Genomic DNA, 25,183 nt, shown 5'->3' on the forward strand with positions numbered 1-25,183 from the left:
TGAAAGGAAAGAGCCGTTTATGAAAAAAAGTCCAAAACCGGAGCGAAACTATTCCGGCTTTGGATTCTTTACCCTGCCATATTTTCCGCCCCCGCCGGCCTCAAACGCCAATCCCCCGGAACGCTGTTTTAAGATCAGTTCCGAAAGCGGCGGTTTTACAACGCTTTTCAGGGCGGATGCCGGCACCCGGTGCAAAATATTCATCTCCGTCCCGAAATGGCTCAGCAGCCTGCCCATCGTTTTCGGGCCGAGCCCCGGCAAAAAATCAAGCGGTACCTGGTGGATGTAGGGCGGCCGGGCAGGATGCGAATGGGCGTCTGCCAGCTCTTCTATTCTTTCCGAGACACCTTTTGTTTTCAAGTGCGACCCGCAATACGGGCACGGGCCGTTTGAAACAGGGTTCCGGCATTTGGCGCACGTCGTTGTATAATATTTCCCGAGTTTCGGGTTTAAGCCGTAATTGGCGGCAATCCGGTTTTCTCCTTCGCCGCGCAAAGCTTTTAACAGCCCTGTAAACCCCGGCGATTCCAGCAGCAATTTTTGGTATTCCCTGGCCATTTTGCCGAGGGAGTGGGCGTCTGAATTTGTCACGAACGGATAGCGGTGCAGCTCGCTGATTTTATCAGCCATGGCGGTATCAGAACTCAATCCCAATTCCACAGCATCTATCAGATCCGGGTCAAGCACTTCTGTTAGCGACCGTTCCACGCCTTTTCCATAAAGGCTCTTAAAGGGAGTAAACACATGGGCGGGAATAAACATCCCGGAGAGTTCTTTCGTTTTTTCCTGCACTTTCCGGGCCTCTGCGCAGACCCGCTGTGTACTTAAATGCGGATTGGACACGCGCCCGCCATACCATTCGGAAAACTTGCCGAGTGCGTCCATATCCGGAAAATAGCTGAGCAGATGGACCGGCCCGCGGCAGTTTTCATCATACACTTCCATTTCAATCCCGGGAATCAGCGTGACTTCCCCCTGGTAGAGAAGGCCGCCTTCATCAAGCTGCACCAGTTCGCCGGCTGTAAGAAGCGCCTTGATCTCTTCCCTGACTTCCGGGACATGGCAGTCGATCACCCCGATGAGATCGAGCCCTTTCGGCTGTTTGGCCGCCTTTAATATATTTTCAAGCGTCAGGCTTTTTGCCCCCGTAATTTTAACAGGCCTTCCCGTTTCCGTGCGCCCGATGTGGATGTGCAAATCTGCAAAGTACGGGCCGGCACTCATTTTCGCGCCTCTTCAAGCATCCAGTGCTGGAGGGCAACCAATGTTTTGGCGTCACATATTTTCCCTGACCGGATCATTTCCCTGGCTTCATCCATGCCTAGTTCCACAATATCGACAAATTCATCATCATCGCCCGCTTTTGGATCGGAAAGCTTTTCAAGGCCGGTTCCGGCATAAAGGCGGATATATTCATCCGCAAAGCCCGGTGACGTATAAAAAGCGGTTACCGGTTCTAATTTTGCGCAGGCATAACCGGTTTCTTCCTCCAGTTCTCGTTTTGCCGCTTCAAGCGGATCTTCCCCCGGCTCGAGCTTCCCCGCCGGAATTTCAATGAGCGCACGTTCAGCCGCTTTCCGGTATTGTTCCACCATCACCACTTTATGCTCATTTGTGACCGCAAGCACACAGACGGCGCCGGGGTGCTTGATAACCTCGCGTTTCGACGTTTTTCCGTCCGGCAGTTCAACCTCCAGGACTTGCACGTGCAAAATTTTGCCGTTGAAAATTTCTTCCGTCTTCAATGTTCTCTCTTCGTATTTATGCATGTTACCCGGCTCCTTTTGTTCTTCATCTGAAACTGACGCATATATTTTACCATAAAAAACAGACTGTTCCGGGAGGGAAAGCTTCATGATCATCATTGTCCATCCGAAAGGCATCCTTATGAAGGGAAAAGCATGGGAAATTCGCGACAGGTTGAAAACATACCGCAAAAAATATGAAACGGTCGCCGAATGGGTTGCAAAAACAGCTTCCTCCTAAAGGTTCTGTCCCCACGTTTGTATTTTCCCCCGCCCCTTTTATACAATAAAAAAAGGAGGCAGGAAAACATGGAAAAAAACCGGTTGGGAAATTCAGATTTATATGTTTCAAAGCTCGGGCTCGGCTGCATGTCACTCGGCACGGATCCGGAAAAAGCGCGGGCTGTGATTGAAGCCGCGCTTGAAGCAGGCATCAACTATTTTGACACGGCCGACCTTTATGATCACGGGGTGAATGAAAAACTAGTCGCAGAAGCGCTTAAACCTGTGCGCAGCGAAGTGGTCATTGCCACAAAAGCCGGAAACCGCTGGAATGAAGACGGCAAAACGTGGCGCTGGGATGCTTCCAAAGCATACATAAAAGAAGCGGCAAAACAAAGTCTGAAACGCCTCGGCACGGACTATATCGATTTGTACCAGCTGCACGGCGGCACGATCGAAGACCCGATAGACGAAACGATCGAAGCGTTCGAGGAATTAAAGGCGGAAGGCGTCATCCGCGCTTACGGCATTTCTTCCATCCGCCCGAACGTCATCCGCGAATATGTGAAAAAGTCATCCATCACAAGCGTCATGATGCAGTACAGCCTGCTTGACCGGCGGCCGGAAGAGGCAATCACGACGCTTTTGGGCGAAAACGGCATCAGTATTGTCGCAAGAGGCCCGGTCGCAAAAGGAATTTTAAGCGGCCTGGCGGAAAAGATTCCGGCAGGCGGCTATCTTGATTACCGCCATGAAGAAATCGCCGCCCTTCTTGAGAAGATTAAAAATACGCTTTTAACCGGCGGGCGCACGATGCTTGAACTTGCGCTCCAATATGATCTCGCCTGCCCTCCGGTTGCCGCCGTGGTTGCCGGCGCCAGTTCCCCGGACCAGGTGCGGGCCAATGCAAAAGCCGTAAACGCTGCGCCGCTTACACCGGATGAGCACCGGCTTCTGCGCGAACTCACCAAGCAAAACCGGTACGAGGCGCACCGGTAATCTGTTTTCGGCAAAGAATGCATCGCGTTCTTTGCTTTTTTCTGTTTACTTATTTACCATGTCCCGGCCATTCTTTCTTGGTTATGCCGGAAATCATCCGTTTTCCCCGTACAAAGGAAGAATTTCCTTGCATACGGCAAATGAAAATCAGGGCGTCATAAATAGGACAGGCAGTTGCGTGAAAGCGACTGCCTGTCCTATTGCCATCTTTTTTAGCCTTTATATCGTTTCCAATCCAAATCGGATTCTTCCAGTAGTTCCGCAAACGATTTGTTCCGCTCGCGCTGCTTCCGTTCTTTTCTTTTCCGTTCTTCTTCCGCCCTCTTTTTTTCTGCTTCCGCTGCTGCAAGTTCCTGCTTTGCCTGCCTCAATTTTTCGAGCACATCTTTTTGCAGCGCATCCTCCAGCCGCACTTTCTCATCCTGTTTTCCTTTTTGTTGCGCCTGTCTCTTTTTTGCCATTTTCCGCCGTTTGCAAAGCCCGCATGCCGCAAATGCAGCCGGAGGCATTTTGCAAACCGCTTTCACCGCCCTTCTTCCATCTTCTTTTTTCATTATAATACATTTACCGGCGCTTCATCATCCATCAGGCGGTCCGTGTATGTGTCAAGTTTTTCTCGATAAGGTTTAAATATCGGGATTCCAAGACACTCTTTTTGTACACTTTCGTATAGATTGATAACGGGGGTGTTGATGCGCGCGAAATTCACTCGCTTTCCGCGGGCGGCCGGCGAGCCTCCTCGCTCGTACCTCGCTGCGGGGTCTCTCCTGGCCCGCTTTTCCCGCAGGAGTCTCGTAAATTTCGCGCGCATCAACGATCAGTCCCCCACATACCAGGCTTAAAACGAAAGCTCTAATATTTTGCTTAAATGCCCCATTGCCGATGAACGGCTTGAATGCAGGGAAACTGATCCGTGCTTTACGCCGATTGACGGGCGTACAGGCTGCTTGAATCGTTGAGACATCCTGATGGATTGTTGCAAGCTCCGTTGCTTTCTCGCGCTTCTTGAACGGTGTTTCAGATAGACTTCTCTCAATGTCCCATTGAGTATGCCTTGTTTGATTTTCACCATGGCTTCTGCGCCAAGTTCACTCCAATGCATGCCCCTTTTTTTCATCCTGAAGGAGATATGCCTTTGATTCGATTCCATCGCTCCTAGGCCTCTCGCACCTTCCGGCACGTTTTTCACCCTGTCTCTCCAGTCAAAAATGCGGTCCCAGTTTTTCAAGATATACGAACGGAATTCCTTGATTTTCTTGAGAGCCTTTTTATCCGTCAAGGTGCTTTCGTGCGTATCCAAATATAACGTGAATTGGTCCAGGTCATGCGTTCTAATCGCTTTTCTAATTTGCTCTTTGATCTCGCTCTTTCCGCCCCCGAATGTCCTTACGATGGCTTGTGCAACGTGGTAGGTATCCAGCTGGTTGAGCACCGGAAATTCCGACTGTGAGAATGCTGTTTGAAACCGTTCAGCTGTATACCCTGCACCTCCATCGCTGTTTGTAATGACATGCGCTTTTTCAAGAGAGTAGGTGTTGGCAGCTTTGGCTTGCACTTCATCCCAAAATGTCTGGATTGCTTCCGTCGTCATGATAACTGTTGGCTGACGCAGGGAGACCCTTTTGCCATTGGCTTCCCATCCCTCATAGAGAATGGCGTGGTGAACTTCCATACTCTGTTTCTTTTTCAGTCCCCGTACAAATACACCATCTGCCTCGGAAAACAGATAGTCTACCTTCTTCCCGCCAGGCAGTGAGACAGCTACTTCCAGCTCTTCTAAAAGTGCCCTGTCAGCTTCCGCCTGTGTTTTTCCTACGCGTTTCACCATTTTCCCTACAGTTGTGTGACTAAGGCTCACTGCTGTCCATTCTTTTAAAACATCAGCTACCTTCCGATAGGTGTTCTCGCTTGCCAGCTCTGCCACCTTCAATTCCACTAACGGGCTGTATCGTTGGTGTGGTACCAGCCCCAAGCATTCATCCAGAGGGTAATGCGAACCCCCTCTCTTGTCATGCATGAATGAGCGTTTAAAATTCACACTTCCAAATAGAAACTGAACGCTCCTGTAATCACTCCGGCAGTACTGCCAGCCTTCCGCCTGTTTCTTCAGTCTAATCGTTTGATCTAACTTCTCAAATACGTCCCCAACCCATTGTGTAAAAACTTTTTGCATCAGAATTTTAACCTGTTCTTCAAATTCAATAAGACTTTTTGTATCCTTTAATAATCCAGCAATTATTGATATAATATCCATGGGAAGACCTCTCTCTAGATGTTCATTTCGTGGTGTACATTTAGATGATAGAGTGTCTTCCTATTTTTTTCCACTCATCTGCCCCTGCGAGTAAAATTTTACACATACGCGGTCCGTTCATAGGGAAACCGGGCTTTCCCAGGCTGAAAAATTTTTTCCGGATGCTGGTTTCTCTCTTTAAATCAATGCGGTATCTCTGGTATAGTAGCGTTAAAGAAGAAATTTGCAAGGTTTTTGAATCCTTCCGGGGCTGCTTTTCGTATAAGACTTATGGCCGAATCAACCAAGATCGTGATCAGGGGTGTCGATGATGAAATTCTTTATTGGTACGGTGATTCGCACCGTGATGACCATTCTCAGCGTTTTTCTTCTCTTTCTCGCCATTTATTTTTCATCCGGCCATCTGTTCTGGCTGTCGCTTTTGCTTTCGCTTGCCGGCGGCTTTCTGATCAACCGGCTTGTGAAGTGGCAGATGTTCCGGCGTTTTCTGAAAGCGCAGCAGCTGACGCGGAAAGATTATCAGTATATCCGGAAAAACCTGAAAGAAGCGGACGAAAAAATCAGGCGGCTGCAAAAAACTTTTTTATCCGTCCGTTCAATCAGCACGTTCAAACTTTTTTATGATATGAATAAAGTCATCAGGAAAATACAGGCACTGGTCAAAAAAGAGCCGAAACGTTTCTATCAGGCTGAATCCTTTTATTTTTACCATTTGGATTCGATGGCGGAGCTTGCGGAAAAATATGCCCTCCTGCAATCCCAGCCTGTGAAAAACAAAGAAATGGCCGTGCAAATCCGGGAAACGGAAGAAACGTTAAAGCAATTGGGACGTGAAACAGAGAAAGATCTGTACCATATGCTTTCAACGGATATGGACGAGCTCGATTACGAACTGGCATACGCCAGGCACACGATCGAACGCAAATCCCCTTCCAGGCATGAAAGGAGTGCAAAAAAGTGACAGCAGATAAAGAACTATGGCAGGAACCAACAAGCGGCGGGCTGGATGATCTGCTTGCCGATCCGTTCGGCGCGCATGACGACATGCTGCCGGAAGAAGGGCAGAAAACAGAGCCTGCTGCCGGAGCAAAACCGTCCCGCCTTGTGGATATGCTGCCGGAGGAAAACAGGCAAAAGGCATACGAACTCGCAAAACAAATTGACCCGGCCAATCACCAGGCCGTCATTTTATATGGCACGCAGGCGCAATCGAAGCTGCTGAATTTCTCGCATGCCATGCTTGACCAGGTCCAAAAAAAAGATATCGGGGAAATCGGCGATATATTAAATGACCTGATGAAAAAACTTGAGCAGGTGAATCCCGAAGAACTCGCCCCGGAAAAGAAAAACTTCTTTTCGCGCATGTTCGGAAAAATTTCCAATTCGGTGCAGGAACTGCTTTCAAAATACCAGAAAACGAGCGCGCAGATCGACTGCATCAGCGTAAAGCTCGACCTCTCGAAAAAGACATTGCTGAAAGATATCCAGCTGCTCGAACAGCTGTATGAAAAAAACAAAGATTATTTCCATGCACTTAATATTTATATTGCAGCCGGCGAACTGAAGCTTGAGGAACTGAACACAAAAACGATTCCTGAAATGAAGAAAAAAGCAGAAGCAACCGGCGACCAGATGGCCTTCCAGGAAGTCAACGACATGATCCAGTTTGCCGACCGGCTTGAAAAACGGCTGCACGACTTAAAATTAAGCCGGCAAATCACGATCCAGAGCGCGCCGCAAATCCGGCTGATCCAAAACACAAATCAGACGCTGGCTGAAAAAATCCAGTCTTCTATTATGACGGCGATCCCGCTATGGAAAAACCAGATTGCGATTGCGCTGACGCTCATCCGCCAGCGCCATGCGGTCGAAGCGCAAAAACAGGTGTCCAAAACGACCAATGAACTGCTGTTGCGCAACGCCGAAATGCTGAAATCGAACACGATCGAAACGGCACAGGAAAATGAGCGTGGCCTTGTCGACATTGAAACGTTGAAAAAAACGCAGGAAAGCCTGATTTCAACGCTCGAAGAAACGCTGCGCATCCAGCAGGAAGGAAGAAGCCGGCGGTTCCAGGCCGAACAGGAACTGGCGACGATGGAAAACGAACTGAAACAAAAACTGATGAACCTGAAAGGGCCGGATGCCGGGGCGTCCTGACCGGGACGGGCAAAGCAGGACAAACCGGCCGGAAAGCCCGTTTCCGCTTTCAAAAAAAGATCCATCCGGAAAAGCGGCAGGAGCCTGAAAATAAACCGGCGCAACCGGAAACTTGCGCCGGTTTCTCTTTCCGCTTATTAAAACGCATCCGGCATCCTTTTTTACTTCAATATGAGGAGTTTGGCTTATGTACTGGTCAGATCGAAAAGGAAACGTCATTTATTTTTTGCTGGCTCTGATTTTGTTATCTGTTGCTTGCTATAATATCTTTTTCAATTTAGGTAAATTTCCTATTTATAGTTGGGATGAAGCAAGACACGGAGTAAATGCTTATGAGATGTTAAGACAAGGAAATTTTATCGTCAATACTTATCGTTATAAGATGGATTATTGGAATTTAAAACCGCCTCTTAGTTATTGGGCCATCATGTTTGGCTATAAAACGGCGGGATTCAATGCTTTAGGATTAAGATTAATCTCAGGCATTTGTGCTATGTTGACGATTATCATCGTGGGCATTTTTGTGAAAAAGAATTTCGGAAATGCAGCTTCCTTATTATCGATGCTAACATTGTCGACAAGCACTCAATTTTTAATCAATCATAGTGCACGAACCGGTGACGCAGATTCTCTTTATGTCTTTTTATTTACAGTGGCTATTCTGTCTTTGTTGCTTAGCGAGAAAAAGGATTATTGGCTGTATGTATCGGGACTGGCCTTTGCTTTGGCTTTTTTAACAAAAAGTTGGCATGCAGGGAATATAGCCGTCATTATGGGATTGTACCTCTTTATTACTGGAAAATACAAAAAATTATCCTTTAAAAAATGGATGATGTTATGTTTGTGCATGATCGTGCCCATTTTGATTTGGGCGGTTATGCGATATCAATATGACGGCTTTGCTTTTTTCCAAAATATGATTTCGTATGACTTGCTGCATAGATCAACGGTTACCATTGAAGGTCATGTAGGCGATGAATCTTACTATGGAGTCATATTATCCCATTTTTACTTTTTGTGGTTCGCTGTTTTATTGGGAATGATTTTAGTCTATCATTTTCATCAAAATCTTTCGATTAATCTATTCAAGCATGAAAAACGATCTTATATAATAGGGCTCTGTTTATGGGTGATTGTTCCTTTCACCCTGTATACGTTAGCTAAAACGAAGATAAGATGGTATATTTTGCCTGTTTATCCTCCGCTAGCCATCATGATAGGGATTTTGGCCAGCAGAATTTTGTTGAAAGGTAAATGGTTGGTCAAAATAGTTCTTTTATCGACCATTCTTTTTGTTGCTCATTATTATGAAGGGGAAATTCTAATGTATGTCAACAACCCCATACCGAATGATCAATTAAGTTTGATTGAAAAAACGAAGTCATTGGATGGAGTAAGGGGCTACAGCTTATTTAAATACCATCCAAAAAGACATAAGGCGGTATGGGCTCAAAGTGCGGTTCTAACGGCTGAATTAGTGAATGATTTGAAAGTGCAAGGCGGAGATTTTCATGCCTTCTTAAAAAATGATAGAGCCTTGCTTTTAGTGAAAAAAAAGTTTTATACAAAACAATTGGCCGCTTCGAATCATTTAAACATCGTCGCCTCCAATCACTGGGGCTACATTCTTAATAAAGAGAAGATTCGGATGAAACATCAATTGAATTGAATCAGAGAATGACACATGTGGGATTGGACACCATTTATCGAAGGAGCAGGCAAGAATTTATGGATTCATTCTTGCCTGCTTTGTTCAATTCAAAAGTGATTGGTGACAAATATTTTCTATTCTTTAGGTCTTTAAAATGCCGAAATGCCCCATATATTGTTCACATGTCCTTTTTCAATACTTATATCTGCACTCTCTAATCCCCAAATCTTCCATTTCAAACGTTGTGAAAAAACAAAGTTCCATTATTTCCTCTATAATCCTATTTCTTTATTCATTGTTAAAAAATTTAACATATCGTGTTAAGAACATAATGTCAAAACCACCGAAAATGGGAGAAATAATCTGAACTACAGCTTTATATTTCAGAAAATTTAGTATTGACAAAAAGTGGGTTATATTTTATATTTATTTTGTGTTAAGTTATATAACATTTGTTTGAATTCTAACATTACCATCATATTAGAGTCCTACGGTGTGATGTCAAGGGTTAAAAACAAGTGAATTGGAAATTTTGTTGGCTCTATGTCATAAAAATGGCAATACTGAACTAAGCCTCCAGATAATTGGAATAATCTGGAAGTTTTCAAGTTCAGGCTATCGATGATGGTTACCTGGTTACCTCATCGCGTCACCTTCTTTTTCGGCGCATAAATTTGATCGTTGCGGAGCAGCGCATCGATCAGGCGCACCAGTTTTCTTGCCGTTAAGACGAGGGCGCGTTTGTGTGAGTGCTTATGCACCTCACGATATTTCTTTTGGTAAAAGGCGCGGTACTCAGGTTCGTGTCGCCGGACCAGATTGGCAGCCTCAACCAGGTAATACCGGAGATAACGATTGCCTGTACGCGCAAGCATTTTGTCATCAGCCTCAAAATCACCCGATTGGTGGCGGGGCCAGAACAATCCGGCAAATTTTGCGATCGCGGCTTGGTCGTCAAAGCGCTCAATGTCGCCGATTTCAGCGAGAATCCCAGCACAGCTCACCGGGCCTATTCCCGGAATGGTCTGGAGGGTATTCGGGATTCCATCAAGAACGCGGGCAATCGCCTTATCCAAATCCTTGATTTGGCGTTTAAGATGCCGGATGATCTCAATAGAACTGCCCAGGACCAAGTCAATCGAATCCTCCACACATTTAGAAAGCCGGTAAGAGGACCGGGCAGCTTTTTGGATGGATGCGGCCAAATCCTCGGGATCGCTAAAGCGGCCATGGCCTTTGGTCTGGAGATACATCGCTAAGTCCTCCAGAGGCATTTGGGCAATTTCATCGAGGCTATAGGCCTCAAGCAAAAATTCCGTTATGGCATGGCCGAAGACCGATGTATCCACTTCAAGGTTAAAGGCACTGAATTTGAAAAACAGATGATTCAAAAATACCTGTTGTTCCCGGGTTAAACTTTGAATCAGGTGATAGCGCATCCGTGTTAACCGTTGAAGGGCAAGGTATTGTTCTGACTGAATCACGGATTTCGGCAATCTCCCGAAACGCAAGCGGTCCGCAATTACCCAGGCATCTTTGGGATCGGTCTTGTCCATCTCGGCATAAGCCTTTTTGAAATTTCTCACCAGCTTCGGATTCAGGGTAAACACCTTTGTACGACGCTGTTTCAGCTCGGGATCTTCATGGAAAAACATTGCCGGGTGCCAACTATACACAGATGTGGCCTCCATGGCGATCTGGATGGTGTCATCCGCCTCCGCATGTTGGAGGATGGTGTCTCTTAACTCAGAGGCACCGGGAAGATTGTTTGTCACCGTTTGGGTGGCTAACGTTTCCCCCATTCCATCCATCAGGCAGGCATCGAGGTTTTTGGAGCTCACGTCAATACCGACAAATAAGGGCATATGATTTCCTCCTCTCTGTATTGGGATCGATGGAATCGGACGCTTCGGGATATCCCCAGATGGCTTGCCGATCTGTCAGCCTCGCGTATGAGAACTCATCCGGGCCGTGGGCTGCCTGGAACTGCTCATTTCCAGCACGGAGATCCGGAGGAACGGCCTACGGGTTAGACGTTCAAGCAAGAACCTGGGGATGCAGACTTTTCGAGTAGTCAGGCTACAAGGAGGGGAAGCATTGACCCAAACGATCCTAAGACCATTATCCGGGAACATCGCGAAGCGTCCAAGTCCGAACTTGTATTCCGGGCTCGCCCGGAATACAAAATCTTATATTCACTTGTCAATGAGCAGCAGAATGAACTGGAAATTGACATCCACTTTGGATTTAAACTTATTATACGAGGAGGATTTTGATGAAAAAGTGGTTCTCCCTGCCCGCCACGGCAGCAGCGCTTGCTGCAGGCGGGATCGGCTTTTACATGTCAGAGCGGGTGATGCATATCCGAAAAAAAGAGGACGGCCTTGTCATAAGCCGGGAAGTGGCAGCGAAAAGGCTGGATCTTAAAGCGTACGAAGCATTGCCGAAAGAAGAAGTGTTTATTCCGTCCCCTTTTGGTTATAAGCTGAAATCGGTTTTTGTGAAACCGTTTCCCGAGTCGAAAAAATGGATGATTTTTTGCCATGGCGTAACGGAAAACAAAATGAATTCCGTTAAATATATGAACCTGTTCTTGAAACGGGACTTTAACGCTGTCCTCTATGACCACCGCCGCCACGGGGAATCCGGCGGCAGTACAACGAGCTACGGATACTATGAAAAGCATGACTTAAAAGCGGTAGCGGATGAACTGATCCGGCGCGAAGGGGACGGCATCTTTTTCGGGATCCACGGCGAATCGATGGGCGCCGCCACGCTCCTACTGTATGCCGGCGAGCTTTGCGGCCGCGCCGATTTTTACATCGCCGACTGCCCGTTTTCCTCGTTCCGGGCGCAATTGATCCGGGAATTTACGCGGGAAACGCGGCTTCCCGGAAAATGTTTTTTTCCGCTTGCCGATTTTTTTGTCCGCATCCGTGACGGCTACTCACTCCGCCGTGTGTCGCCGATTGATGTAGTCGGCCGGATCAAACAGCCGGTCCTCTTTATCCACAGCGCCAAGGACGACTACATTCCGCCCGCGATGACCAAAGCGCTGTATGAAAAGAAAAAAGGGCCGAAGCAGCTGTTTATTGCCGAAAACGGCGCCCACGCCCAGTCGCTCAACTTAAACCGCGAACAGTATGAACAGGCGATTGATGAATTTCTTGAAAAAATGGCGGCGCCCCGTAAGCTTTAATGCCATTTTTTTGCGAACGTCCGCCCATGTGGCTGAATATGGTATAGGAGCCTATCAAAACAGGGAGTGTCTATGATGGAAATCTATACCGTACAGCAAGGCGATACCCTTTGGCGGATTGCAAACTGCCTCGATGCCGATCTTGCCCAGCTTTTTTTGGCAAACGGGCTGACTGCATCATCCCCGCTCGTCCCCGGCCAGGCGCTTGCCGTTCCTGACCGGTTCTTTCAGTACATCGTCCAGGAAGGGGACCAGCTCGGCACGATTGCCGCACGCCTCGGCGTTCCGGCACAAGCGCTTATAAACGCCAACCAGCTCCGCAACCCCGCCTTGCTTTTTCCGGGGCAGGTGCTTTTTATCCCCTACCGGAACCATACGGTAACACAAGGTGAAACTTTATACAGCATTGCCCGTACTTACGGGGCGGACATGGGAGCCATTATCCAGGCGAACCGGCTGCCCGGCACGGCTCTTTCCGCTGGCCAGGTGCTGCGTGTGCCCGCACCCGGCCGCCCTGTAAAAGAAGTCAATGCCTATACAACCAGGTTCGGCGCTGCGGGCACCGCCGAAGTTTACCAGCTCGGGCTGTATTTTACGTACTTGTCCCCTTTCCGCTATACATTCCGCGAAGACGGCAGCCTGACGCCGCTCAACGACCGCTCCGTCCTTCAGGCAGCGGAAGCAAACGGCGTCCTTCCACTTTTAATCCTGGCCAATTTCACTTCGGAAGGATTCAGCTCCGATCTGGCTGCCCGGCTGCTTCGCAATGAAACATTGCAGGAAACTTTGATCAGCAATCTTCTCGCCACGATGCGGCAAAAAGGGTACAGGGGCATCAATTTTGATTTTGAATACGTGTATCCGGAAGACCGCGACCGTTATACGGCGTTTCTCAGGCGCGTCGTCCGCCGGTTCCGCCCGGAAGGCCTGCTCGTCTCGACTGCGCTTGCGCCGAAAATTTCCGGCACGCAGCCGGGGCTGCTTTACGAAGCCCACGATTACGGCGCACACGGGGCGATCGTTGATTTTGTTATTTTGATGACGTATGAATGGGGATGGGCCGGCGGCAGGCCGCGTGCCATCGCCCCGATTCCTGAAGTGAGGCGTGTCCTTGACTATGCCGTTACCGTCATTCCGCGGAATAAAATCATGATGGGGGCGCCGCTTTACGGGCGCGACTGGAGAATCCCGTGGCGCGCAGGCACAACGGCGCGTACGATCAGCCCGCAGGAAGCTGTTTCCCTGGCGGCACGGTACGGGGCTGACATCCGCTACCACCCGACCGACCAGGCGCCTTATTTCCGTTACACCGATGCATCAGGCCAGCAGCATGAAGTCTGGTTTGAAGACGCGCGCAGCATGCGGGCAAAAATCAATTTGCTGAACGAATACGGGCTGCGCGGAATCAGCTACTGGGTGCTCGGCAATCCGTTTCCCGAAAACTGGGTCGTGCAGCAGGCGCTCATTCAAGCAAGAAAACGGTAATCCACAAAAAACGGACGGATGCTGTTTCATGGAATGCTGCTTTTTGCCGCATTTCCCTGCATCGCCCGTACGAAAACAATCCGCCCGGCAGGCCTTTTCAGGCTTGCCGGTTTTTTTCATGCCTGCTCCACTTCCGTCACCGCGGAAAGTTTGATCGATATCCGCTCCCCTGTCTCCCCTGCCAGCTCCAGCCTTTTTTCAAGCGGCTGGAATTTTGTAATGGTACCGGTGGCTGTAAGAAAATCCCCCGCTTCAAAGAAACGGACCGTAACCGGCACGTGCAGCCGGCAGGCAGATACGAGCATGCGGTTCATCTCTTCAAGCTGCTGCTCATCGAGTTCGGGTTTTGCCTGTTTCTCCTGTTCTTTCTGCCATTTTAAAAGCGCCTGCTTATGCTCGGGCAAAAACATGCGTGACCCTTCCCAAAGTTTGTTGCCGCGCTGCAAGCGGCCGCTCATTTGTAATGCCCTCCTATCTTTTTGGCACGTTCAAGCGCCTGACCGGCCTCAAGCAGCGACACGGCGCGGATGACGGCGCCGGAACCGTATTTCTGCTTGATACGGTCGACCGCATACCCGATCTTTCTTTCCCCCTCCCTGTTTTCAAACAGATCAAGCTGCCGGATAGTATCCCGCGACAGGCGCGACAGCCCGACGCTGATACGGCGGACCGGGTTTTTGTCCCAAAACGAAAGAAACAGCCGGCATGCCGCCCGGTAAACGTCCATTGTCCCGTTTGTCGGTGCCGCAAGCGTCATCTGGCGGTGAAAGCCGGACGGATGTGCATCATCCGCCCCCTGGCAGCCGACCGAAACACAAGCGCCCATGACACCTGAAGTACGCGCCCGGAAACAGACTTCCTCGCAAAGTTCAAGAAGGGCGACTTTGATTTCATGCTCAAAATCGGCGTAGTCGCGCGGCAGTGTCATCGCATGCCCGATCGCTTTCTGCCCGGCGTGCGATTCCCGCAAGACGGGCGACTCATCAATACCGTTTGCCGTCTCCCACAGCACCTGGCCGCCAATCCCCCACCGTTTTTTTAAAACGGCAAGCGGAAAGCAGGCAAGCGCGCCGATTGTATAAATGCCGAGCCGCTTCAGATGCTGCTCCATCCGGCTGCCGACACCGAACATCCTGCCAACCGGCAAAGGCCATAAATGCGTTTTGAGATGATGATGGTCCAGTTCAAAAATGCCGGTTTTGTTTTTCTTTGCAAAATGGTCGCACGCCATTTTCGCCAGCACTTTGTTTGGCCCGATCCCGCAGCGAGCATACACGCCGGTTTCTTCCATGATGTCCCGCTGGATTTGCGCGGCGATCTCGCGCGGCTCCCCGAACAGCCGCCTGCTGCCCGTTACATCCATGAACTGCTCGTCAACTGAATACGGTTCAACCATATCCGTATAGCGGGCAAGAATCGAAGAAATCTGCACCGATACATCGAGATAGCGCTGCATGCGCGGCCGGACGATGACGGCATCCGGGCAGAGCTGCTGCGCTTCCCACAGGCGGAGCGCATTCTTCACGCCGCGCTTTTTCGCGAGCGGGCAGGCAGCGAGCACCACCCCGGACCGGCGCGCCGGATCGCCCGATACAATTACGGGTTTATCCCTGTATGCCGGATGATCGGCTTTTTCCACACTTGCATAAAAAGACTGCATATCGACGAGAAAAATCACACGCTGGCTCATCTTTCAACCCCTCTTACCTTAGAAACTGAACAACCAACACGAACTATAGTTCTTATTCTATTCCTCATTATAAACGAATATACGTTCTTTCGCCAATTGTTTTTTCAGGCAGAGGGGCTATATTTTTCCAAAACGCGCATCACACCGGCTGCTATTTTTTAAAGAAAGCCCGCCGTCCGAGCCTTTCCACAAGCCCGGGGAAAAGCCCATGGATGGCGGCGGATGCATTCATCCATTTTGGCGCATTGATTTCACGCCGGTTTACAAGCATCGTATCTGTAACTTTTTCTGCAAGTTTTTCGGGATCCAGCATCCATTTTTCAATATTTTTCCGGTAAGTGCCGGACCGGTCGGCAATGTCGAAAAAACCGGTTGCAATCGGGCCGGGATGAACGGCTGTCACATAGACGCCGAACCGTGCCATTTCCATACGGAGGCTGTCCGTAAAGCCGCGCACCGCAAACTTGCTCGCCGCATAGACGCTTGATTTCGGGGTCGCCATTTTGGCCGCCTGGGAAGCAATATTGATAATATGGCCGGCGCGGTTTTTTTGCATATGCGGGACAACCGCCTTGGTGCAGGCAATGAGCCCGATGACATTGACATCAAACATCCCCCTGACATCCTCCATGCGGATATCCTGCACTTCATCAAAAACGCCGAAACCGGCATTGTTCACGAGCACATCAATATGGCCGCAGCGGTTATAAATCGCTTCAAAAACAGCAGGAATTTTGCCGTGTTCCGCCACATCGCAGCGGACGGCCAGACACGAAACCGGGTAAACTGCTTCGATCTCCGCCTTGATTTTTTCAAGTTTGTCAAGGCTTCTGGCGAGCAGAACAAGGTTAGCCCCGTTTTTGGCGGCGGCAAAGGCGATTTTTTCCCCGAGGCCGCCGGAAGCACCGGTAATCACGACCGTTTTCTTCCGGATCCGTTTATTTGCCATGTTGCCATTTTCTCCCTTCTATCCTGAAAATTTGTGCTTGTCCATTTTTCCTCAGCTGGTGCCGTTTGCCGTGGCATGGATGCCTATTCTGAAAAATGGCGCCGGCTAATTTTCATGCTTACACCCGTCAGGCGTTCATTGCGGCATGCACGCCGGGCACGGATTTTTTATCTGAAAATTCGTGGAACCATCCTTGACAACTCCCCGATTTTTCTTCATAATAAGTAATACCATTTTGATAAGCGATCGGCTGTGACCAGGACCAGTAAGCCAGGTATGATGCAAGAGAGCGGGGTTCTCAGGCTGGAAGACTCCGCCATCCGCTGCCCGGTCGAACCTGCCTGTGAGCTGTTTGGCAAAACCAAACCGGATGAAAACCGTTAACCAAATGAGATGCAGGATGGATTCCTGCAATAAAGGTGGTACCGCGGAACATGCCCTTTCGTCCTTTACGGATGAAGGGGTTTTTTGCTTTGAAAGTCCTACGGTGTGATGTCAAGGGTTAAAAACAAGTGAATTGGAAATTTTGTTGGCTCTATGTCATAAAAATGGCAATACTGAACTAAGCCTCCAGATAATTGGAATAATCTGGAAGTTTTCAAGTTCAGGCTATCGATGATGGTTACCTGGTTACCTCATCGCGTCACCTTCTTTTTCGGCGCATAAATTTGATCGTTGCGGAGCAGCGCATCGATCAGGCGCACCAGTTTTCTTGCCGTTAAGACGAGGGCGCGTTTGTGTGAGTGCTTATGCACCTCACGATATTTCTTTTGGTAAAAGGCGCGGTACTCAGGTTCGTGTCGCCGGACCAGATTGGCAGCCTCAACCAGGTAATACCGGAGATAACGATTGCCTGTACGCGCAAGCATTTTGTCATCAGCCTCAAAATCACCCGATTGGTGGCGGGGCCAGAACAATCCGGCAAATTTTGCGATCGCGGCTTGGTCGTCAAAGCGCTCAATGTCGCCGATTTCAGCGAGAATCCCAGCACAGCTCACCGGGCCTATTCCCGGAATGGTCTGGAGGGTATTCGGGATTCCATCAAGAACGCGGGCAATCGCCTTATCCAAATCCTTGATTTGGCGTTTAAGATGCCGGATGATCTCAATAGAACTGCCCAGGACCAAGTCAATCGAATCCTCCACACATTTAGAAAGCCGGTAAGAGGACCGGGCAGCTTTTTGGATGGATGCGGCCAAATCCTCGGGATCGCTAAAGCGGCCATGGCCTTTGGTCTGGAGATACATCGCTAAGTCCTCCAGAGGCATTTGGGCAATTTCATCGAGGCTATAGGCCTCAAGCAAAAATTCCGTTATGGCATGGCCGAAGACCGATGTATCCACTTCAAGGTTAAAGGCACTGAATTTGAAAAACAGATGATTCAAAAATACCTGTTGTTCCCGGGTTAAACTTTGAATCAGGTGATAGCGCATCCGTGTTAACCGTTGAAGGGCAAGGTATTGTTCTGACTGAATCACGGATTTCGGCAATCTCCCGAAACGCAAGCGGTCCGCAATTACCCAGGCATCTTTGGGATCGGTCTTGTCCATCTCGGCATAAGCCTTTTTGAAATTTCTCACCAGCTTCGGATTCAGGGTAAACACCTTTGTACGACGCTGTTTCAGCTCGGGATCTTCATGGAAAAACATTGCCGGGTGCCAACTATACACAGATGTGGCCTCCATGGCGATCTGGATGGTGTCATCCGCCTCCGCATGTTGGAGGATGGTGTCTCTTAACTCAGAGGCACCGGGAAGATTGTTTGTCACCGTTTGGGTGGCTAACGTTTCCCCCATTCCATCCATCAGGCAGGCATCGAGGTTTTTGGAGCTCACGTCAATACCGACAAATAAGGGCATATGATTTCCTCCTCTCTGTATTGGGATCGATGGAATCGGACGCTTCGGGATATCCCCAGATGGCTTGCCGATCTGTCAGCCTCGCGTATGAGAACTCATCCGGGCCGTGGGCTGCCTGGAACTGCTCATTTCCAGCACGGAGATCCGGAGGAACGGCCTACGGGTTAGACGTTCAAGCAAGAACCTGGGGATGCAGACTTTTCGAGTAGTCAGGCTACAAGGAGGGGAAGCATTGACCCAAACGATCCTAAGACCATTATCCGGGAACATCGCGAAGCGTCCAAGTCCGAACTTGTATTCCGGGCTCGCCCGGAATACAAAATCTTATATTCACTTGTCAATGAGCAGCAGAATGAACTGGAAATTGACATCCACTTTGGATTTAAACTTATTATACGAGGAGGCATTTGCATGAAAATCTCATTTATTGGCGCCGGGTCCATGGCCGAAGCGATGATCAGCGGCATGCTTGAAAAAAGAATCGTAAAACCTGGGGACATCCGCGCCCATAACCGCACGAACAAAAAAAGGCTCCACACTTTGGAACAGAAATACGGCATCCAGGCTGCAGACGGCCTCAGCCAGCTTTTTGAAGGCCCGGACGCGGTCATCTTAGCTGTAAAACCGAAAGACGTCCCGGATGTGCTCGAATCGGTCCGGCCGCTCGTATCCCCGGACACGCTGCTGGTATCGGTAGCGGCCGGCATCACGATTCCGTTTATCGAAAACAAGATTGGCCGGCACATTCCTGTTGCGCGCGCGATGCCGAACACATCGGCGAAAGTCGGGCTGTCGGCAACCGGCATCGCCTTTAACGCCGCCGCGACAAAACAGCACCGGCACCGGGCGTTTGCCATTTTTTCGACAGTCGGCATGGCCATGGCGGTAAAAGAAGAACAGCTCGATGCCGTAACCGGGCTGTCGGGGAGCGGGCCGGCGTATATTTATTATATCGCCGAAGCGCTCCAGCAGTCAGCTGCAGAAATCGGGCTCGACGCACAAACGGCAAAACAATTCATCCTCCAGACGATCATCGGCGCAGCAGAAATGCTGAAAACTTCAGCCGAACCGCCGGAAGCGCTCCGAAAAGCCGTCACAAGCCCGAACGGCACCACCGAAGCCGCGATCCGCGTCCTTGACGAACGCGAGGTCAAACAAGCTTTCATTGACTGTGTAAAAGCAGCAGCAAAGCGGGCAAATGAATTGTCGAACGCAGAAGAAGAAATCCCCGCAAGAGAATAACCGGCAGCAAAAAAAGCGGCAGGCAAGCCGCTTTTTTTGCTTTAAAAAACAGGCACTTCCATCAAATCATGGACAAGCAGGCTGTCGGGGAATAATGCTTGCGCTTCCTGCTCAAGCGCCGGCCAGTCTTCTTTTCCGTACCTGGCACTGATATGGGTGAGAAGCAGCCGTTTTGCCCCCGCCTGCTTTGCCGTTTGCGCCGCGTCCGCCGTCGTCGAGTGAAAATAATCATGCGCCATTTGCCCGCTCTCTTTGTTAAACGTTGCTTCGTGAATGAGAAGATCGGCATTGGCTGCGAGCCGGATTGCCGCCTCATTCGGCCTTGTATCGCCAAGGATGGCAATGATCTTTCCCTTTTTCGCCGGGCCAAGATAATCTTTTCCGCTGATCACGCGGCCGTCTTCCAATGTTACCGTCCGGCCTTCTTTCAGCAGCCGGTAAACAGGGCCCGGGCGGATCCCTTCTTTTTTCAATTGATCCGCATTCAGCGCGCCCGGTTTGTCTTTTTCGGCAATCCGGTAGCCGAAGCTTTCGATCCCGTGGTCAAGCCGCAGGGCACAAACCATAAAGCGGTCGTCTTCAAATACCGTCCCTTCTTCAATTTCGATGATCTCCAAAGGATATTTCAGATGGGTTTCGCTCACCTTCAGGGAAACTTCCACAAACGCTTTTGTGCCTTTCGGGCCGTAAACGGTAAGCGGACCGTTCCCGCCCTGGAACGACCGGCTCCCGAGAAACCCGGGAAGCCCGAAAATATGGTCGCCGTGCAAGTGGGTGATAAAAATTTTTTCAACTTTGCGCGGTTTGATGTTGGTGTGCAAAATCTGGTGTTGTGTTGCCTCCCCACAGTCAAAAAGCCAGATTGCATTTCGTTCCTCCAGCAATTTGAGCGCAATGGACGTGACGTTTCTTGCTTTGGCAGGCACACCCGCGCCGGTTCCTAAAAATAAAATTTCCAAATGATGTTCCCCCCTTTCCTGCCGGATCCCGGCCGCACATATAGAACTATCTTATCATAATTTTACGGAAAGGAAACTATTGCATATCATTTGCGTATTTGCCCGTGAAAGTCTAGAATATAGTGACAATGAAATGGGGCCGGAAAGCGGAAAAAACAAATGATTTTTCCCTGCCTTTGAAATGAAACGGCTGCAACAAGGCAAACTATAACCGTATCAGGAGACAAGCCGGCCTTAAATCGTGATTTTTTGAACAAAGAGAGGTAAGAAAGATGCAGACAACCGAGACACCGAAATCGTTATTTATGCTTTTTGGCGCAACAGGTGATCTGGCGAAGCGCAAGCTGTTTCCTTCCCTGTACAATTTATACCGGAAAGGCAGGCTGTCAGAGCATTTCGCCGTGATCGGCACGGCAAGAAGAGAATGGACGGATGAAATCTTCCGTGCGCATATCAAAGATTCCGTTCTGAGCGCGAGAGAACATGCTGAACAGCTTGAAGCGTTTGCCACCCATTTTTACTATCAGCCGCATGATGTGACAGACAGCAACTCATACATACAGTTGAAGCAATTGGCGGATGAACTGGATGAAAAGTACCAACTGGAAGGCAACCGCATCTTCTATTTGGCGATGGCCCCGGAATATTTCGGGACGATTTCGGACCATCTGAAAAGTGACGGGCTTACCGCTACAAACGGGTTTAAACGGCTTGTTATTGAAAAACCTTTCGGGCACAGCCTCGAATCAGCGAAACAGCTGAACAGCCAGATCCGGAAATCTTTTTCAGAAGACCAGATTTACCGAATCGACCATTATTTAGGCAAAGCGATGGTACAAAATATTGAGGTCATCCGGTTTGCCAATGCCCTGTTCGAGCCGCTTTGGAACAACCGTTATATTTCCAACATCCAGATTACATCAAGCGAGATGCTCGGCGTGGAAGAACGAGCGCGGTATTACGAAGCGAGCGGGGCGCTCAGGGATATGGTGCAAAACCATATGCTGCAAATGGTGGCGCTTCTTGCAATGGAACCGCCGATCAACCTGACAACAAACGAGATCCGGAGCGAAAAAGTGCGGGTGCTGCGTGCCTTGCGCCCCATTGAAGGAAAAGATGTGCCGGCATACTTCGTGCGCGGCCAGTACGGCCCGGGCGAAATAGACGGCAAGAAAGTCCCGGGTTACCGGGAAGAGCTGAATGTAGCGCCGGATTCCCGGATCGAAACGTTTGTCGCTGGGAAACTGATGATTGATAATTTCAGATGGGCGGGCGTGCCGTTTTACATCCGTACCGGCAAACGGATGGCGGCAAAATCGACGAAAATTGTCGTGCAGTTTAAAGATATCCCGATGAATTTGTACTACAATACAAATCATGAACTGAATCCGAATCTGCTTGTCATCCATATCCAGCCGGAAGAAGGGATTTCGCTTCATCTGAACGCCAAAAAACCGGGCCAGCATATGGAAACCACCCCTGTGCAGCTCAGTTTTGCAAGCAGCAGCAAAAACGGCATCAATACGCCCGAAGCTTATGAAAAATTGATCCATGACTGCCTGATGGGCGACGCGACCAACTTTACCCATTGGGATGAAGTCGCCTTATCGTGGAGCTTTGTCGATAAAATTTCAAAAGTGTGGGAAAACAAGCCGATTTCATTCCCGAATTACAAATCCGGTTCAATGGGGCCGAAAACAGCCGATGAACTGCTGGAAAAAGACGGCTTCTTCTGGTGGCCGGTGGAAGATCTGGAAGTCGGGAACTGCTGAACCTGTTAAAAAGGAACACGCGCAAGGCGTGTTCCTTTTTTATGGGGTGTGCCGGTAATTACTTGCGGGGATCCGGCGGCTTTCCCGCTTCTCTCCCGGTTTGGATAATCTGCTCCCCGAATTTCTCGCGGAGCCGGCTGATTGCCTCATACAGCGGCTCTTTTTTGGCTGCGTCTTCATATGAAAACAGGCTCAGCTGCTCCGCTTCCGCCTTGCGGTCCGTTAAACCGGACGCGGTAATGCCCAAAAGGCGCACGGGCTGCCCGTTCCAGTTCCGGATAAAAAGCGTGCGGGCGGCTTGAAATAACGCATCGCCGCTTTCAACCGGCCCTGCGCTTTTTTTGCTCCTCGTCACTGTTTTCCGGTCCGCGTAACGGATCATGATGCCGACATTGGTTGCCGCAACCTCCTTTTTTCTCATCCGTTCCGCCGTTTCATCCGCAAGCTTTTTCAATACGGCATCGATGCGGTGTTCCTCCTCCGTATCCTCGGGCAGCGTCACCATCCGCCCGACGCTTTTGGTAACGTTTGCGGATTCGGGGTCAACAGGGCGCGGGTCTCTCCCGTTCGCCCTTTCTTTCAAACGGATGCCGCGGATGCCGAGGAGCTGCTTTAAAAGAAAATCATCCGCATGCGCCAGATCGCCGATGGTAAAAAGGCCGCGGGCGCTAAGCTTTTCCGCCGTTTTGCCGCCTACGCCGTGCATCTCGATCAACGGCTTCGGCCATAATAAACGGGGAATATCCCGCTTTCTTAAAATGGTGATGCCCATTGGTTTTTTCATATCCGACGCCGTTTTCGCCAAAAATTTATTCGGGGCGATCCCGATGCTTGACGGCAAATCGAGTTCCACAAGAATTTGCTGCTGGATCGATTCAGCAATGGCAGGCGGCGTCCCCAGTTCCTCCAGGCCGGTAATGTCCACATAGCCTTCATCGATCGAAACCGGTTCGACCAAAGGCGAGTACGCGCGGAGAATCGAAAACATTTCGGCGGATGCTTTTTTATACAGTTCAAAACGGGGCGGCACGATTAAAAGATCCGGGCAGCGTTTTTTTGCTTCCCAGACCGGCATGGTCGTTTTTACGCCAAATTTTCTCGCTTCATAGCTGCACGTCACAATGATGCCCTTCCGTTCTTTTGGATTCCCGGCAACGGCCAGCGGCTTCCCTTTAAGCGCAGGGTTTTCCGCCATTTCAACCGAGGCGAAAAAACTGTTCATATCGACATGCAAAATGACACGGCCGTTTTTCGGATAAAATGCTTTCATCTTCACCCACTCCGGCGCTTCACGAATTTTCGGCAGCTTCTTTCATATAAGCGGCAATGTCTGCAATCCCTTCAAGCGACGCCATAAACAAATCGGCATCCACAATGGTAATCAGCCTGTCCTTCAAACTTGCGACAGCCGTAAAATAATTTGTCCGCCCGTAGCCGGCAAGGCCGATCTGTTTTTTCTCTTCTTCCTGTATTTCCACAATATCGTTTGCCTCTTTGACGAGCAGGCCGACCGGAATGGCTTCCGTCCGGACGACGATCATGCGGGCGTCCTCTATGGAGGAAAGCGGTGTCTGGTAAAAACAGTGCTCGACGTCAATAATCGGGATCAGTTCATCCCTCACCTTCATGATGCCCCGTACAAATGCAGGCAGTTTCGGGACAGGATTGGCTGCTTGCGCTTTTTCAACAGAGATGACCGATCCGATATGAATGCCGTACTCCTCTTCCCCCGTTTTAAAAATGATATATTTATTGAGCGCTTCCAACTTATCGCTTCCTTTCTTAAAAAGGAAGCGGTTATCCCGCTTCCGCCTCAAATCCTGTTACTCCCCGCCGGCCACTTCCGCAATGGCAACCGCCATCTCAGCCAGTTTGACCAGTTCTTTAACCGGGATCCTTTCCTTTGTCGTATGGATTTCTTCATATCCTGTGCCGAGATTGACCGTCGGAATGTTAAAACCTGCAATGACGTTGGCATCGCTTCCGCCCCCGCTTTGCTCCAGCTTGCTCTCGCGTCCGATTTTTGCCGCTGCTTTTTTGGCCACTTCCACCACCTGGTCGCCGTCTGAGAATTTAAATCCCGGGTACATGACCTTCACTTCGACTTCCGCTTTTCCGCCCATTTCAAGCGCCGTCTGTTCAAAAGCCGCTTTCATTTTGGCAACCTGTGCTTCCATTTTTTCCGGAACGAGCGAACGGGCTTCCGCCAGAATATCGACGCGGTCGCAGACGATATTGGTTGCCTGGCCGCCTTCAAAGCGCCCGATATTTGCGGTTGTTTCACTGTCAATGCGGCCGAGCGGCATTTTTGAGATCGCTTTTGCGGCAATGGTGATCGCGGAAACCCCTTTTTCCGGCGCGACACCGGCATGGGCGGTTTTGCCTAAAATGGTTGTTTTGATTTTGGCCTGCGTCGGGGCAGCCGTCACAATCGTGCCAACAGGGCCATCGCTGTCAAGCGCAAAACCGTATTTCGCTTTTAACAGCGAAGGATCGAGCGCGCGCGAACCGACCAGGCCGGACTCTTCGCCAACAGTGATGACAAACTGGATATCCCCATGGCGGATTTGGTCTTCTTTCAATACCCGGATCATTTCCAGCATAGCGGAAAGCCCGGCTTTGTCGTCAGATCCGAGGATTGTTGTACCGTCTGACCGGATCCAGCCGTCTTTGATGGACGGTTTGATGCCTTTCCCCGGAACGACTGTATCCATATGGGAAGTAAAATAAATCGGCGCCGCTTCAGGGACATTGCCTTTCAAAGTGCAGATCAGGTTGCCAAAGCCGTGCCCCGTTTTTGCTTTTGTATCATCCTCATATACTTCAAGGCCAAGGCCTTCAAATTTTTGTTTTAAAACCTTGCCAATTTCTTCTTCATGGCCGGTTTCCGAATCCACCTGGACCAGTTCCAAAAATTCTTTTACTAACCGTTCTTCATTTACCATGGAAAAACCTCCAATATGTATATGTACGTTAATAGTATAACGCGAATGATTT

The 25,183-nt window shown here is 49.7% G+C and carries 23 protein-coding genes; 10 read left to right on the forward strand and 13 right to left on the reverse strand.

The annotated features are described in order from the left end of the window. Positions 1 to 48: 48 nt before the first annotated feature. Complete coding sequence (locus NST20_RS08500) at positions 49 to 1,224, reverse strand: endonuclease Q family protein (protein ID WP_342399283.1); 1,176 nt, start codon at positions 1,222 to 1,224, stop codon at positions 49 to 51. Continuing rightward, complete coding sequence (locus NST20_RS08505) at positions 1,221 to 1,769, reverse strand: NUDIX hydrolase (protein WP_342399284.1); 549 nt, start codon at positions 1,767 to 1,769, stop codon at positions 1,221 to 1,223. Before NST20_RS08505 ends, NST20_RS08500 begins: the two co-directional genes overlap by 4 nt. 85 nt (positions 1,770 to 1,854) lie before the next feature. Between NST20_RS08505 and mciZ the strand changes: the two genes are divergently transcribed. After that, the gene (gene mciZ / locus NST20_RS08510) at positions 1,855 to 1,986 is read left to right on the forward strand and encodes a Z-ring formation inhibitor MciZ (protein ID WP_013859569.1); all 132 of its coding nucleotides are present in this window, start codon (positions 1,855 to 1,857) and stop codon (positions 1,984 to 1,986) included. Positions 1,987 to 2,054: 68 nt separating this feature from the next. Further along, positions 2,055 to 2,966 carry an aldo/keto reductase gene (locus NST20_RS08515; protein ID WP_013859570.1) on the forward strand — a complete coding sequence of 304 codons (912 nt, stop codon included), beginning with the start codon at positions 2,055 to 2,057 and terminating at the stop codon, positions 2,964 to 2,966. A 212-nt stretch (positions 2,967 to 3,178) separates the two neighbouring features. Here NST20_RS08515 and NST20_RS08520 read toward each other — a convergent pair whose 3' ends face one another. Then, complete coding sequence (locus tag NST20_RS08520; RefSeq protein WP_013859571.1) at positions 3,179 to 3,520, reverse strand: YqkE family protein; 342 nt, start codon at positions 3,518 to 3,520, stop codon at positions 3,179 to 3,181. Between the two features lie 284 nt (positions 3,521 to 3,804). Then, a complete protein-coding gene (locus NST20_RS08525) occupies positions 3,805 to 5,220 on the reverse strand; it encodes an ISLre2 family transposase (protein WP_342399285.1) in 1,416 nt (471 codons plus the stop codon). Positions 5,221 to 5,530: 310 nt separating this feature from the next. Between NST20_RS08525 and NST20_RS08530 the strand changes: the two genes are divergently transcribed. From NST20_RS08530 to NST20_RS08540, 3 genes are all read left to right on the forward strand, one after another. Further along, entirely contained in the window at positions 5,531 to 6,181 is a 651-nt protein-coding gene (locus NST20_RS08530) for a 5-bromo-4-chloroindolyl phosphate hydrolysis family protein (protein WP_017553629.1), read from the forward strand. Then, a complete protein-coding gene (locus NST20_RS08535) occupies positions 6,178 to 7,380 on the forward strand; it encodes a toxic anion resistance protein (RefSeq protein ID WP_342399286.1) in 1,203 nt (400 codons plus the stop codon). Before NST20_RS08530 ends, NST20_RS08535 begins: the two co-directional genes overlap by 4 nt. A gap of 187 nt (positions 7,381 to 7,567) precedes the next feature. Next, a complete protein-coding gene (locus tag NST20_RS08540; RefSeq protein WP_340702689.1) occupies positions 7,568 to 9,049 on the forward strand; it encodes a glycosyltransferase family 39 protein in 1,482 nt (493 codons plus the stop codon). 623 nt (positions 9,050 to 9,672) lie between these two features. Here NST20_RS08540 and NST20_RS08545 read toward each other — a convergent pair. After that, positions 9,673 to 10,896: an IS110 family transposase gene (locus tag NST20_RS08545; RefSeq protein WP_237349286.1), complete on the reverse strand. Its 1,224-nt coding sequence runs from the start codon at positions 10,894 to 10,896 to the stop codon at positions 9,673 to 9,675. Positions 10,897 to 11,306: 410 nt separating this feature from the next. On the opposite strand from NST20_RS08545, the gene NST20_RS08550 reads away from it, so the two are divergent. Beyond that, positions 11,307 to 12,230, forward strand: coding sequence for an alpha/beta hydrolase (locus tag NST20_RS08550; protein ID WP_342399287.1), 924 nt, complete (start codon positions 11,307 to 11,309; stop codon positions 12,228 to 12,230). Between the two features lie 75 nt (positions 12,231 to 12,305). Continuing rightward, positions 12,306 to 13,715: a LysM peptidoglycan-binding domain-containing protein gene (locus tag NST20_RS08555; protein ID WP_340702690.1), complete on the forward strand. Its 1,410-nt coding sequence runs from the start codon at positions 12,306 to 12,308 to the stop codon at positions 13,713 to 13,715. 116 nt (positions 13,716 to 13,831) lie between these two features. Here the strand turns inward: NST20_RS08555 and NST20_RS08560 are convergent, their stop codons facing one another. The 4 genes from NST20_RS08560 to NST20_RS08575 all read right to left on the reverse strand — a co-directional run bounded on the left by NST20_RS08560 (position 13,832) and on the right by NST20_RS08575 (position 18,213). Continuing rightward, positions 13,832 to 14,173, reverse strand: a complete 342-nt coding sequence (locus NST20_RS08560; RefSeq protein WP_013859576.1) for a YolD-like family protein — start codon at positions 14,171 to 14,173, stop codon at positions 13,832 to 13,834. Then, complete coding sequence (locus NST20_RS08565; RefSeq protein WP_013859577.1) at positions 14,170 to 15,405, reverse strand: DNA polymerase IV; 1,236 nt, start codon at positions 15,403 to 15,405, stop codon at positions 14,170 to 14,172. The genes NST20_RS08560 and NST20_RS08565 overlap by 4 nt, the downstream gene beginning before the upstream one ends. A 151-nt stretch (positions 15,406 to 15,556) precedes the next feature. Then, on the reverse strand, positions 15,557 to 16,354 hold the full coding sequence (locus NST20_RS08570) for an SDR family oxidoreductase (protein WP_342399288.1): 798 nt from the start codon (positions 16,352 to 16,354) through the stop codon (positions 15,557 to 15,559). A 635-nt stretch (positions 16,355 to 16,989) separates the two neighbouring features. Then, entirely contained in the window at positions 16,990 to 18,213 is a 1,224-nt protein-coding gene (locus tag NST20_RS08575) for an IS110 family transposase (RefSeq protein WP_237349286.1), read from the reverse strand. A gap of 232 nt (positions 18,214 to 18,445) precedes the next feature. Here NST20_RS08575 and NST20_RS08580 point away from each other — a divergent pair, with 232 nt between their 5' ends. Together NST20_RS08580 and proC are read left to right on the forward strand one after the other, a co-directional pair. Continuing rightward, positions 18,446 to 18,628, forward strand: coding sequence for a hypothetical protein (locus NST20_RS08580; protein ID WP_342399289.1), 183 nt, complete (start codon positions 18,446 to 18,448; stop codon positions 18,626 to 18,628). After that, positions 18,625 to 19,455, forward strand: a complete 831-nt coding sequence (gene proC / locus NST20_RS08585; RefSeq protein ID WP_342399290.1) for a pyrroline-5-carboxylate reductase — start codon at positions 18,625 to 18,627, stop codon at positions 19,453 to 19,455. Before NST20_RS08580 ends, proC begins: the two co-directional genes overlap by 4 nt. A gap of 41 nt (positions 19,456 to 19,496) precedes the next feature. Here proC and rnz read toward each other — a convergent pair whose 3' ends face one another. Beyond that, complete coding sequence (gene rnz / locus NST20_RS08590; RefSeq protein WP_340702692.1) at positions 19,497 to 20,414, reverse strand: ribonuclease Z; 918 nt, start codon at positions 20,412 to 20,414, stop codon at positions 19,497 to 19,499. A gap of 272 nt (positions 20,415 to 20,686) precedes the next feature. On the opposite strand from rnz, the gene zwf reads away from it, so the two are divergent. Beyond that, entirely contained in the window at positions 20,687 to 22,186 is a 1,500-nt protein-coding gene (gene zwf, locus NST20_RS08595; RefSeq protein ID WP_342399291.1) for a glucose-6-phosphate dehydrogenase, read from the forward strand. Between the two features lie 58 nt (positions 22,187 to 22,244). Here zwf and NST20_RS08600 read toward each other — a convergent pair whose 3' ends face one another. Genes NST20_RS08600 through NST20_RS08610 form a run of 3 tightly spaced genes read right to left on the reverse strand, consistent with a single transcriptional unit; the run spans position 22,245 to position 25,131 of the window. Next, entirely contained in the window at positions 22,245 to 23,456 is a 1,212-nt protein-coding gene (locus tag NST20_RS08600; protein ID WP_013859583.1) for a DNA polymerase IV, read from the reverse strand. Between the two features lie 19 nt (positions 23,457 to 23,475). Beyond that, positions 23,476 to 24,003: a chemotaxis protein CheW gene (locus NST20_RS08605; protein WP_081105616.1), complete on the reverse strand. Its 528-nt coding sequence runs from the start codon at positions 24,001 to 24,003 to the stop codon at positions 23,476 to 23,478. 6 nt (positions 24,004 to 24,009) lie between these two features. Then, positions 24,010 to 25,131 carry a tripeptidase T gene (locus tag NST20_RS08610; RefSeq protein ID WP_017553641.1) on the reverse strand — a complete coding sequence of 374 codons (1,122 nt, stop codon included), beginning with the start codon at positions 25,129 to 25,131 and terminating at the stop codon, positions 24,010 to 24,012. Positions 25,132 to 25,183 lie beyond the last annotated feature (52 nt).

The organism is Weizmannia sp. FSL W8-0676, from assembly GCF_038593015.1.
Taxonomy (GTDB): Bacteria; Bacillota; Bacilli; order Bacillales; family Bacillaceae_C; genus Weizmannia; species Weizmannia coagulans.